Source organism: Flavobacterium geliluteum (assembly GCF_017948595.1).
Taxonomy (GTDB): Bacteria; Bacteroidota; Bacteroidia; order Flavobacteriales; family Flavobacteriaceae; genus Flavobacterium; species Flavobacterium flavipigmentatum.
This window is the reverse complement of record NZ_JAGFBV010000014.1, coordinates 1-13,082: the sequence shown is the minus strand read 5'-3', so window position 1 is coordinate 13,082 and position 13,082 is coordinate 1. Positions and strand designations below refer to the sequence as shown.

General features: G+C 33.7%; 11 protein-coding genes. 9 read left to right on the top strand and 2 right to left on the bottom strand.

The genetic code is table 11. The annotated features are described in order from the left end of the window. Positions 1–268: 268 nt before the first annotated feature. From J3495_RS09955 to J3495_RS09940, 4 genes are all read left to right on the top strand, one after another. On the top strand, positions 269–1,162 hold the full coding sequence (locus tag J3495_RS09955) for a hypothetical protein (protein ID WP_210666404.1): 894 nt from the start codon (positions 269–271) through the stop codon (positions 1,160–1,162). 354 nt (positions 1,163–1,516) lie between these two features. After that, positions 1,517–1,711, top strand: a complete 195-nt coding sequence (locus J3495_RS09950) for a hypothetical protein (protein WP_210666403.1) — start codon at positions 1,517–1,519, stop codon at positions 1,709–1,711. Positions 1,712–1,737: 26 nt separating this feature from the next. Beyond that, positions 1,738–2,295, top strand: coding sequence for an HD domain-containing protein (locus J3495_RS09945; protein WP_210666402.1), 558 nt, complete (start codon positions 1,738–1,740; stop codon positions 2,293–2,295). 197 nt (positions 2,296–2,492) lie between these two features. Continuing rightward, complete coding sequence (locus tag J3495_RS09940; RefSeq protein ID WP_210666401.1) at positions 2,493–2,957, top strand: hypothetical protein; 465 nt, start codon at positions 2,493–2,495, stop codon at positions 2,955–2,957. Between the two features lie 307 nt (positions 2,958–3,264). On the opposite strand, the gene J3495_RS09935 is transcribed toward J3495_RS09940, so the two are convergent. Continuing rightward, positions 3,265–3,900: a hypothetical protein gene (locus tag J3495_RS09935; RefSeq protein ID WP_210666400.1), complete on the bottom strand. Its 636-nt coding sequence runs from the start codon at positions 3,898–3,900 to the stop codon at positions 3,265–3,267. A gap of 461 nt (positions 3,901–4,361) precedes the next feature. On the opposite strand from J3495_RS09935, the gene J3495_RS09930 reads away from it, so the two are divergent. From J3495_RS09930 to J3495_RS09920, 3 genes are all read left to right on the top strand, one after another. Beyond that, positions 4,362–6,659, top strand: a complete 2,298-nt coding sequence (locus J3495_RS09930; protein WP_210666399.1) for a DNA topoisomerase 3 — start codon at positions 4,362–4,364, stop codon at positions 6,657–6,659. 252 nt (positions 6,660–6,911) lie between these two features. After that, on the top strand, positions 6,912–7,394 hold the full coding sequence (locus J3495_RS09925) for a DUF6265 family protein (RefSeq protein WP_236025440.1): 483 nt from the start codon (positions 6,912–6,914) through the stop codon (positions 7,392–7,394). A gap of 243 nt (positions 7,395–7,637) precedes the next feature. Continuing rightward, a complete protein-coding gene (locus J3495_RS09920) occupies positions 7,638–8,159 on the top strand; it encodes a hypothetical protein (RefSeq protein ID WP_210666398.1) in 522 nt (173 codons plus the stop codon). Positions 8,160–8,166: 7 nt separating this feature from the next. On the opposite strand, the gene J3495_RS09915 is transcribed toward J3495_RS09920, so the two are convergent. Beyond that, entirely contained in the window at positions 8,167–9,327 is a 1,161-nt protein-coding gene (locus J3495_RS09915; protein WP_210666397.1) for an MFS transporter, read from the bottom strand. A 161-nt stretch (positions 9,328–9,488) separates the two neighbouring features. Between J3495_RS09915 and J3495_RS09910 the strand changes: the two genes are divergently transcribed. Together J3495_RS09910 and J3495_RS09905 are read left to right on the top strand one after the other, a co-directional pair. Further along, positions 9,489–10,214 (top strand): hypothetical protein, encoded by a 726-nt coding sequence (locus J3495_RS09910; protein WP_210666396.1) that lies wholly within the window; start codon positions 9,489–9,491, stop codon positions 10,212–10,214. Between the two features lie 319 nt (positions 10,215–10,533). Next, positions 10,534–12,828 carry a TonB-dependent siderophore receptor gene (locus J3495_RS09905; protein WP_210666395.1) on the top strand — a complete coding sequence of 765 codons (2,295 nt, stop codon included), beginning with the start codon at positions 10,534–10,536 and terminating at the stop codon, positions 12,826–12,828. Positions 12,829–13,082 lie beyond the last annotated feature (254 nt).

Sequence of the window (13,082 nt, the reverse complement as noted above, 5' to 3'; positions counted from 1 at the left end):
CCGACTTCGTACCCATTCCAATAAGCAAATTGCTACTTGGCTAGTATTTTACTTCAATACGATTTAAAATTTATTTAAACGAGAAATACAAAACGGATATACGATGCGGGTACGAAGTCAGGAGACTTCGCACAGCATAAAGTTTTTTTTGTAGCTGGACGTTTGGTTTCACGAAGAAAGATTATCTTGGCAGAGAGAACTCCGCCCACTTTCATTGGCAACTTCGTGAAGTGGCGAAACGTTGGCGGTAATTAAAGCTAATTGAACAATGAAAAAAAACATGATTAAACTTTTAGCACTGGCATTTGTAATATTGTCAAATGCTTGCAATGCTAAGAAACCAGAAACAAAAAAGAATAATTCTTCGATAGCGGAAAATCTATACTTTGGGTATAAGCCACCAGGATTAAATCCTGAAGTTTTTGTTCCTAAAAAGAGTACTTCTGAAGATTGGAAACTAGGAAACAAGGACTCTTTTGATATGAAAGAGTTTTACTTTACTTACTCAGGTAATGACCCTTTTCAGCCTGCCGTTGTTGTTTATCGGCAAGAAGAAAATTATTATAAAACCAGTAAATATACTTTTCACGCCAGTGGTACTGAAAATAGCAACATCTTATACTCAAGGCATAACTATATTGAACGTACAGCTTCTGGTTGGTCAAAGCTAAAAAGCCTTGGTCCAATGTTTGACAGCAAAGATTTGGGCATTATGGTGTTGTCAATATCCGCTAATGGGACTATTGTTTTTGATGATTATAAAACCGATAACGGAATCCGTATATCAAGGATTAAAGACGGTAAACGTGAAGAACCAAAACTACTCGGCAAGGAGATTAACTCAGGGAAATTGGTCGCCCACCCCTTTATAGCACCTGATGAATCCTACTTAATATGGGATAGCGAGCGAGAAGATGGATATGGTAAGTCTGACAATTATATCAGTTTTCGACAGCAAGATGGTTCATGGGGTTCAGCTATTAATATGGGAGATAAGATAAATTCAGAATTAGTAGAAAATGGTGCGAGGTTAACACCTGACGGAAAATATTTGCTTTTTAAAAGGTCAGAAGAAAAAGTAAAGGAGGATGGAAGTACATATTGGGAGACTAAAGATTATTGGGTTGACGCTAAAATCATTGAACAGTTAAGACCTCAATAATGATTTCACATAAAATATAACTACCGCCAACAGCACCAGCTAGTCCGAGCATTAGGTAACACAGGTGCTGGCGCGATGCCTCTGGCTCGTGCACACAAGCCAGTTTAATAAGAACAAAAAAGCAATCAGCACTACGAAGTGTTGTTCAGAAACACTTCGCAAGGGTCTCTAATTTTTCGTGATTTTTTGTTCCTAAAAACTATAAATATGTGATTACTAATTTTCAATAAATTGGACTTGTATTTCCAATAAGAAAATTTATCTTAGACATAGAAAACTTAGACCTGATAGCGCCACAAGAATAAAACTTTAAAAAAATGATGTAAAATAATCGGTACATCCAAATCTGAATAAATGAAAAATAAAAAACCAGTTTTACAATATAGTATCCTAATTGCGAGTATCCTACTTTTAATTATAAATGTTGTCACTTTTGATTTTCAGAACGAAAAAATTACATCCCTTTTATTAAGAATTGGTGGCTCTGTATTAATTAGTATTGCAATGATTCTAACCATACGTGAAATAAATAAAAAATCGAAAATATAAGTGCTATTTACATTTGAATAAACGAGATGAGTGAATTACAAACCAAATATCAAAAGGCAATAAAGTTTGCAGCAAAAAAGCATGCAGACAAAAATCAATTAATTCCGGGAACAAATTTGCCGTATGTCGTTCATTTGAGTAATGTTGCAATGGAAATTTTAATTGCCGCAGAAAAAACAGATAAATTTAATTCAGAATTTGCCGTACAAGTTGCTTTATTACATGATATTTTAGAAGATACAGCAACTACTTTTGATGAAATTGCTGATGAATTTGGAAAAGAAATCGCTCAAGCAGTAATAGCACTCACAAAAAACTCTAAAATTCATAATGAAGAAAGAATGTCTGATAGTTTAAATCGCATTAAGGAATTACCAAAAGAAGTTTGGGCAGTGAAATTAGCCGATAGAATAACGAACTTACAACCTCCTCCCGAACATTGGAGTTTTGAAAAAATTACAGCCTACCAAAAGCAAGCTGTTCTAATACATACTTCGCTAAAAGGTGGAAATGAGTACTTGGAAAAAAGACTATGGGAAAAAATATTAGACTATTTAAAATATTGTACCACAGATATAAAATAAACAAAATATTAAATAAAATGTTTTTTTTTTTTAGAAATCAGGATAAGAACATAATCTAACATACATCATCCAATAAAGACTAAAGAGTTAAAGAACGTCAAGAAGAAGATGAAAATTAATTAATAACCAGAGCTGAAATTTCTACCTCTTATCTCAACTATAAAAAAATGAACCAAATTCATTTCGAAAACAATACATTGATTTTAAAAGTAAAAAAATCTCCTTTATTTGGAAGATTAGTTTTATACATCATTACTTTTCTTTCTGTATTTTTACCATTAAGCGGTTTTATTTTAAATATCTTAGATGGAGACGGTTTTAAATTTTTAAACATCGTCTTTTTATTAGTTTTTGGTTTAATTTCTTTCTTTATGTTAAGAATTTCTCTTTGGAATACTTATGGAAAAGAAATTATAATTCTATCTGAAAACAAATTAACTTATATAGCAGATTACAAATGGTTTAAAGATAAAATCAAAGAATTTAATTTTGAGAAAATTCATTTTACTTTAAATAAAGTGGGGTACGAAGAAGAAAAAAAAGCGGTATTAATTATTAATTTTGAAAATGGAGCAGTTCTAGAAACTGTAACCAAAATTGATAGTAAAGACTTAAATAATTTGCTACTCAATTTAAATCAAAACATAGCAAACACTTTCTAAAATTGATATCGAAAACTGGCTTAATTTGAAATTTAGTTTTGCGTTAGACCCCAAAAACTATAAAACTTCACGAAGTATGTTCTTTTTAATACCTTGATTATAAATCTGAATTCATCAGAAAAATAAACAAAAATTTAATTCTCTAAAAAAGTTCTAGCAAGACATAAACAAATTATCTATACTACCTTACTTACAATGAATTATAATGCTTTGCTTTTGATTGTGAGATTGCTTCGTTCCTCGCAATGACACAATAAAAATCAAAACTTCGTATAAAAATTAGCTATATATTGGGTACTTTGTGCTTTTAAGACTTGATTATTCTAAAACGTCCCGGATATTCTGCCCAAACACTTTTTTTGTTGCCATAATAATCCATGTACTCTTGACTAATAAATACGGCATGAGCGGTTGACCATGCTACTACTCCACAATATTCGCTTCCGGATAGTCGCTTTAACTTTTGTATCTGTTTGCCTTTTTCAAATCCTAAATATTTGTAAATAGTTGGAGTATATACAGCGCCATCTTCCAGATCTTCCAATGCTTTGTCAAAAGTTTCTTCCTTGTCGATAATTTGCTTGTATTTTGCCATTACCGCATAAGTCAATACTGCGTAGTTGGTTATTCTTTCGCTGTCACAATTGTCTTTGATAAATATAAAATCGGCAGAATATTTGGCCTTATCGATTTCATGGTTATTAAGATGTAAGGTGGCTTTGTTTTTTAGTGTTATTTTATAGAGACTGTCGTTTATTTTTTCGGTTACAAAAAGGTTGTCTAATCCGTATACATTTAAAGAAGCTTTGATAAAAGCAATTGAGGAACAGTTGGTGCGCTCTCCTTGTTTAAAGCTTTCAAATATTTGATCTGAACTCAGTTGCGAGTAAGAAGTGGAACAAACAAACATGAAAAATAAAAATGTTGAAGCAATCGATTTCATTGTCTTTAGATTTTATAATTGTTTCCCAAGTAACTTTTGGTACTATATAGATTTTACAAATCTATAAAAATCAGCTAATATTTGACGTTTTTATGCCCTAACTTTTTTTAAAAATTTGTTAACGATAATTTTATAAGGGATTCTAAAAGATTGACGATCGGTAGAAATATTTTACAGAAACACGAAGTAAGAAAAAATTGATACTTTTTTTTCAGGAGATTGTTAGTAAAGAGGAGTAAATTGCTACATCGGAATAAAATAAGGCTAAAATTATAAAAAACATTGCTTGACAACTAGGTAGATCAGATGAAGTCAATGAAAAGGTTTTATAGGATTAAAAAATAAATTTCAAAATTTAATAAAAAAAACTTTGCGACTCTGCATCTTTCCATCTTTGTGCCTTTCTAATTTCGATACCAAATTCTAAATTCCTAATTTCGCTTTCAAATTAGAAAGAGAAAATGAAGGTCTGTATTGCCGAGAAACCAAGTGTAGCACGCGAAATCGCATCCGTTTTGGGAGCCAATACCAAACATGACGGATATTACGAAGGCAACGGTTATGCCGTAACCTATACTTTTGGACATTTATGTACCTTAAAAGAACCTAATGATTACAAACCGCACTGGAAAAGTTGGGACTTGAACAACTTGCCGATGCTTCCTGAAAAATTTGAAACCAAAGTTGTAGCGAATTCAGGTATTCAGAAGCAATTTAAAATCGTAAAAAGTCTTTTTGACAAAGCCGAAGTGGTCATCAACTGTGGGGATGCTGGTCAAGAAGGAGAACTTATTCAGCGTTGGGTGATGAATGAGGCACATTATAAAGGCGAAGTACAACGATTGTGGATTTCGTCCTTAACCACTGAAGCTATCAAAGAAGGTTTTGAAAACTTAAAACCCTCTGCCAATTACGACAATTTGTTCTACGCAGGATTTTCGAGAGCGATTGGCGACTGGTTATTGGGGATGAATGCCACACGTTTGTACACCGTAAAACATGGCGGTTACAAGCAGGTTTTGTCTATTGGGCGAGTGCAAACCCCAACATTGGCAATGGTTGTAGATCGTTTTAAAGAAATCGAAAATTTTAAACCTCAACCCTACTGGGAGTTGCAGACATTATACAGAGAAACGCTTTTTAGCTATGAAGACGGCCGCTTTTTGAAAAAAGAAGACGGCGAACTTTTGGCAAATAAAGTCAAAGAAAGTGACTTTGAAATTGTTTCTGTTGAAAAAAAGAATGGAAATGAATATGCTCCAAAACTGTTTGATTTGACTGGTTTACAGGTGTATTGCAATACCAAATTTGGATTTTCGGCAGATGAAACGCTTAAAATTGTACAAACGCTCTACGAGCAAAAAGTAGTGACCTATCCTAGAGTTGATACTACTTTTTTACCCAATGATATTTACCCGAAAGTGCCCGGGATTCTGCAAAAACTAACGAAGTATGCCGAATTAACACAGCCTCTTTTAGGGAAAAAGATTAAAAAGTCTCCTAAAGTTTTTAACGATAAAAAAGTAACCGATCACCACGCCATTATTCCGACTGGAATAGAAAGTAATTTGCAACACAATCAGCAGCAGGTGTATGACATTATTACCAAACGTTTTATTGCCGTATTTTATGACGATTGTCTGGTCGCCAACACCACCGTGATTGGAAAAGCAGCTGATGTTACCTTTAAGACAACTGGAAAGGAAATCTTAAAAAAAGGATTCCGTGTTGTTTTTGAAGATCCGAATACTAAAGAAAAAGAAGCTGATATTTTACCCCGTTTTGTTGTAGGAGAAAAAGGCCCGCATGAGCCATCTTTTTTAGAAAAAGAAACCAAACCACCCAATCAGTTTACAGAGGCTACTTTATTGCGTGCAATGGAAACTGCGGGTAAACAAGTCGATGATGAAGATTTACGCGAGTTGATGAAAGAAAATGGAATTGGCCGCCCGTCCACAAGGGCGAATATTATCGAAACACTTTTTAAGCGTCAGTATATTGTTCGAAATAAAAAGCAGGTACTGCCAACCCCTACCGGCATCCAATTGATTGACACCATCCAGAACGAATTGATAAAATCGGCAGAACTCACTGGATCTTGGGAAAAGCAGTTGAAGGATATTGAAAAAGGCACTTTTACCGCCGCCTCTTTTATTAAAAACATGAAGCAAATGGTTGCGTCTCTGGTCACCGAAGTACGAAGTGAAACCAGACACGCCAATATTTCACACGCACAAAGTATTCAGAAAGAAGTAGTAAAAACCGAGCAAAAGAAAGCTGCCGGAATCTTGGCCAAAATGTGTCCGAAATGCCAAAAAGCAACGTTAATAAAAGGAAAATCTGCTTATGGCTGTGGCAATTACAAAGCAGGCTGTGATTTTATTTTGCCATATATTTTTGCAGAAAAAAAAATATCAGAGAACCAGTATTTACGATTGCTTCAAAAAGGCTCAACCGTAAATTTGAAAGACTTTAAAACTGATGCTGGCTCGGTAGAAGGTTTAATTCGGTTTGAGGAAAATTTTAAACTCAAATTAGAAACTAAAAAAACAATTTCGAAAATAAAACCAGTAACAACATCAGATGTATTAATGTGTCCGAAATGTAAAAAAGGTTCTATTTTGAAAGGAAAAACGGCTTATGGTTGCAGCGATTATAAATCGGGCTGTGATTTTAAAGTAACTTTTGATGTGGTAAGAGCCGAACTAAAAGATCAGAAACCTACCAAAGAACTGGTATACGCCATTCTTTGTGGCTAAATATGAGAATACGAGATAGGAAAAGTGAAATGTGAGAGGTAAAATTCAAAGCGTTGATCATCAAACTTCTTCGTAGTATCAAATAATTTTACTTTTTACTTTTTACACTTTTCACTTTTCACTTTTCACTTTTTACATTTAACATTTAACATTTTAACATTTCGCCTCTCAAATTTTAACATTTTTGCCGCTACACATTCTCTCTATGTTATTTTTTTATACTTTAGCAATTCTATTAAAAACCAAATCGTTATGAAAATATTTCAAAAAATAACTCTTTTACTGCTTTTACTGGCTATTTTCTCTTGTAAAAAAACAGAAACTGCAGAAAAAGGCAAAATCAAAGCTGCAGATTGGCTCATTGGAAACTGGGAAAATAAAAATCCTGACGGTGTACTGACCGAAAACTGGGAAAAAATAAATGACAGTACTTTTAACGCGGTTTCATACTTTATAAAAGGAAAAGATACTGTACATTTTGAGAACATAAGTTTGGTACAAAAAGGCGAAACACTAACCTATTTTGCTACTGTGAAAGGTCAAAATAATGATAAACCAGTCGCTTTTCCATCTGTACTTGAAACTGAAAAACAATTGGTTTTTGAAAATATAAAACACGATTATCCTCAGAAAATTATGTATACCAAAGGCGCAAATAATACTTTGACCGCAGAAATTTCTGGAAAGTTAGAAGGTAAAATGACTACCGAGAGATTTATTATGGTAAAAAAGTAAATTTCTATTTATCAAAACCTAACTGAATACATTTCATAAAAATGATAACAGCAAAATCATTATGTTGTTTCTTTTTTAATAGAACCAGCGCAGCTTAGATTTTTTTTGCGCCAACTGAAATCCATTTACAAATAAATAAAACACTTTTTTCAGTATATAGAACAAACAAACGGTTGAAGATCATCGATAATTTCAGGAATAAAAGGTTTGATACCTGTTTTTATTTAAAATAAAATAACTAAAATGACCGACGCAGCGATAAGAGACAAAGTTTTAGAGCTATTTAAAAAAGAAAGAAGCAAACCCGATTCTGAATTTGATGAATCTCACTTTTTAGATTTCCTTACCTATCCCGCGCATTCAAGAGATACCATTAAAAATTCATTTCTGGGAGTTCGAAAATACTACCGCTTTATGGGCAAACTTGAACTCGAATTTGCCATTTGTTTTACGCCGTACGATTTAGATAAATATTACAGTGTGAACAGTATGACAAAAAAGATTCAGGAAAGGATAGAGAAAAAGCTCGGAAACCTTCTTGTCCTGAAAGAACGCAACGAAGAAAAAGACAAATACTTTATCGAAATACTTTTGATAATAATACTAATTGTGATTTATATTGTCTTGGAAATACACTTGGTTTCAATCGTACTTTCGCTTCTTTTTGGAATTACAATTTGTTGGATATTGCACAATAAAATACATCACAGAGTACACAATTATAGACTTAGAATGAAAATACTTGAAAAAGAACAATACAAATAAGTGTTTTTTACTCTTCTTCTCCTATTTTATTAACCATCAAAATCATAATTCCACCCAAAACAGCCATTACCAGAAACGCCCATTTCATACTTAGAAATTCAGATATAAAGCCCACCATTGGCGGCACCACTAAAAATCCAAGATACCCAATTGTAGAAATAGAAGTTAGCGCACTGCCGCTACTCAGACTTTTGGATTTTCCTGCGATACTAAAAACCAAAGGAACAACACAGGAAACCCCCACTCCTATTAGCACATAGCCAAATATTGTTGGGTAAACAAAGGGCAAAAGAAAACAAACCAAAAATCCTAATGTAATTAAAATTCCGCTGTAGAATAAAATTTGCTTGATGCCAAATTTCATTACTCCATAGTCCCCTAAAAAGCGTCCTAAGGTAACTGCAGTCATAAAAAAAACAAAAGCTGCCGTGCTTAATTTTGGCGAAGCATGCAAAATATTTTGAAAATAAATACCGCTCCAGTCGTACATAGTATTCTCACAAGCCATCGAAACAAAACAGATTAAGGCAAACTTAATTAGATTTTTATCCGGTACAGAAAAGAATTTCTTTTTTACTGGTACAGGCTCGGTATGAATGCTCATTGGATAAAAAAATGCCGTAACCGCTAACATGGCAACACTTATACCAAGTAAATGATAAGATGGGGCAATATTTTGTGTTACCATTACATATCCTAAACCTGCTCCGGCAAATCCTGCCAGACTCCAAACCGCATGAAAACGGGTCATGATCGATTTTGGATACAATTTCTGCACTTCAAGAGCTTGTGCATTTATCGATAAATTAAAAATATTTCGTGATGCTCCAAATAGCAACAATATGATAATCAATTGCCAAACAAACGCAGTAAAACCAGGCATTGATAAAACAATATTAAACAAAACGGCTCCCAAAAGCATGCAATAACGACTGCTGTACTTGTTTAATAATTTTCCTGTAAAAGGCATCGTAAACATTAAACCTATCGGAAAGGCAAATAAAACGGCTCCAAATTGAGCTTCACTTAAATGTAATTGTGCCTTAATATCCGGAATTCGTGACGCCCAAGAAGAATATCCAAATCCGGAAACGAAAAAAAAAACGGTATTAGCGATTCTATATCCTCTCGGTGAATCCTGCATTTTTTTTAAGAAGGGTAAAATCATGAAGTCGCTTTTTCAGACCGCAAATTTAAGGCTTTTGCAGAGCATCTCTCTTATATTTTATGTATTTAAAAAGTTAATCTTAGAGTTTTATTTTTAATTATTCTAAATAAAATATAAATTTGTGAAAAATATTTTGTGTAACACTATTAAATCTTGATCTTATGAAATCAATTCACTTTAAAAACATCAGCTTTTTATTTTTAATGCTCGTAACAGCGCCTCAACTATTTGCTCACGCACTCTGGATTGAGACAAAAGCTGTGGGAACAAAAGGAAAAGCACAGGAAATTTCAGTTTATTTTGGTGAATTTTCAGAAAATGATATTACCGCTTCCGCGAAATGGTTCTCGGACTTAAAAGATTTTTCATTAGTGGTAATTTCACCTTCAAAAAAAGAAACCAAACTTACAGCAACTGCTTTAGAAAATAAATATCAGGCGTTTTTTACTCCTGACGAGGATGGAGTTTACACAATTGCGATGCATCATAAAGTAAAAGACGTTTACGGAACGATGGTATTAGATTACAACTCGAGCGCTACTGTTACGGTTGGAAACGCTGTAAAAGGAAATGAAGCCAACGCAAATACCAACATCATTAGTTTGTTTGCTAAAGATGTCACTACAGCAAAAAAAGACACCAAAATAAACGTAAGTGCTTTGTATGAAGGCAAAATCGCAAAAGAACAAAAGATGAAAGTAATTGCCCCAAACGGTTGGGAAAAAGAATTATGGAGCAATGATAAGGGTGAAATTAGTTTTACACCAATTTGGTCTGGAAATTACATGGTAGAATTTGCTTATACAGAGAAAACTTCGGGAGAACATAACGGCAAAAAATACGATGAAATCTGGAAAATGGCTACCTATATGATTACCGTTAAATAAAAAGAAACTATTTTTTATCTTAACTTAGAAAGAAATTCATTTTTGATACAACCTTGCTCCAAAAGCAAGGTTTTTTTTTGTTCAATCCAGATCCAGATGCTAAATAACCGTCTTTAGCACCTTAATTACAGAAATAAATCAGCGTAAAAGAGTCAAAAAACAACAAATAAACCCTTTTTTGCTTGATAAGTTAACTTTCAAAAAACTAACAAACAATTAATTACGTAATTATTAATAATTAATCTAAATAAACTTTGTGTAACCAAAAATTGGTAATTATATTTGCGCCAATTATATTTAACTATTCTAAATAAAAGTCATGAAACATATTTTACTCTTAGGAATAATGCTTTTTACCTTCAGCGCCTATAGTCAAGATTTTTCTAGCAACGATACAAGTGAAGCTATAAATGATACGGTAAAAAATAAAAAAGGAGAAGTCCTTAACGAAGTTACGGTAACCGCAAACAAGTCTAAAAAACCAATTTCGGTGGCTCGTTCAGGCATAAAAGTAATGGATTTACCTCAAAGTGTTCAGGTCATTAATAACGAGGTGATCGAGCAGCAACAAGCGATTCGTTTGAGTGAAGTAATCAAAAATGCCAACGGTGTTTATGTGGGTTCTGCTCGCGGTGGCGCACAAGAATCTTTCTTTTCAAGAGGATATGACATGTCGGCTAATAATATGTTTAAAAACGGCTTTCGTTATAATGCAGGTTCTATTCCAGAAGTTTCTTCTTTAGAAAAAGTAGAATTCTTAAAAGGAGGCTCTGCTTTATTGTATGGAAACGTTGCCCCAGGAGGCATCTTAAACTTGGTTACTAAAACCCCAAAATTTACTCAAGGCGGCGAATTGTCTATGCAAATGGGAAGCTACTCTTTCTACAAACCATCAATTGATATTTATGGGCCTTTAAACAACGTTATTGCATACCGATTTACAGCTTCTTACGAAAATGCTGAAAGCTTTAGAGATTATGTAAAAAATGAGCGTATCTATATCAACCCTTCGTTTTTATTTCATGTCTCAGACAAAACTCAAATTACCTTACAAGGAGATTATTTAAGTGCCGACTGGACTCCTGATTTCGGTACCGGAATAATTGGTAAAACTATTTTGGACTTGCCACGCAACCAATTCTTTGGAGCGCTTTGGTCAACGGCAAATACTAAATCTTCTAGTGCTTCGGTATTGGTTAATCATGATTTTAATGAAAACTGGAAATTAAATTTCAATTCTTCTTTTCAATCCTACCGCAGAACTCAGACTTCTACAGCACAGATTAGTACTTTGGATGCAAATGGAAACTGGAAACGTGGTTTGACAAAAGCAGATGGTGCCGAACGTATATTTGGTGATCAATTGAGCTTGCAGGGAACTTTTAATACAGGAAGTATTAAACACCAAATTTTTACTGGTGTTGACTACGAAAATTCTATTGCTCCTAATTATACTTTTGGGTTTTATGATCCTGCAACACCTGGAGACCTTAAAACTACAGAAGATGACGCTATAAACTTATATACTTACGATTACAGTACGCAAAGTACTGTAATTCCTTATCCAACAAGAACTACTCAATTAATAAGTACTGAAACGCAACGTTTTGGAGCTTATTTTCAGGATTTAGTTTCGATCAATCAATATGTAAAAGTTTTGGCAGGATTACGTTGGTCTTGGCAACAAAGCGAAGCTACCACTACAAAAGAAGTAATTGAGAAAAAGAATAATGTAAATGTCATTACAACGGCTTATGAAAATGCAGTTCCTGTAACCGGAGCAAAGATGTTAAACAGAGCCTATTCACCTAAAGCAGGATTGGTAATTCAGCCAACAACCGATTTGTCGATTTTTGCAAGTTACTCGAACTCTTTTACTCCTAATACTGGTACAACAGTAGATTCAAAACCTTTAGATCCATCTATTATTGATCAATACGAAGTGGGTATCAAAAAAGATTTCTGGAAAGGTCTTTTGAGTACAAACGTTACCGTTTATCAAATAGCGAATAACAACCTGGCACAAACTGCGCAATTTTTACCAGATGGTGTTACACAAAATGTTAACAACAATTTTAAAGAATTAGTTGGAGCCACCAAAGGAAAAGGTCTAGAAATAGACATTACGGCCAGACCTACCGAAGGTTTAGACATCATGGCTGGATATAGTTTTAACGAAACCAAAGTTTCTAAATCATCTGGTACAAACGGTAGCCTTATTGTTGGCGATATTTTGGCCAGAACTCCTAGACATACTGCCAACTTGAGCTTTTTCTACAAATTACCTACAGGTACATTAAAAGGGCTTACTTTTGGAGCTATCGGAAACTATATTGGCGACCGTACAGGTGGCTGGAACGATGATTATTTATGGACGGCTGTTAAGCCAGCTACTACACCAGCTACCTATACAATCACGATCAGAGACCGTGACATCCCTTTAGAAGGTTATGCTACTGTGGATGCTTCGGTAGGTTACGAATGGAAAAAGATTTCTATTTTATGTAAATTATCAAACATTACAGATGAATTGAATTATACCGTGCATGAAAATTATAGTGTTAACCCAATTGCACCTCGCCAGTTTATGGTAAGTTTAAAATATAAATTATAAAAAAACGTTTATCTGTTTTACTAAAGATAATAATAAATAAAAGCCTCTTGCTTGTTTTTAATGCCAAAAGTATTTGCATTACAATCAAAGAATACCAGCCTTTACTCAAAAAACCTCGTTCGGAAATGGAGGGCACTGAAAAAGTCTTTTCAAAATTCTTTTTCAAGAATAATTATTAATTAAAAGGAGTAGAAGCTAAAAGTTTTCTGCTCCTTTTTTTGTATCTTTTACGTGTAATCATAAGACTTTTTAGA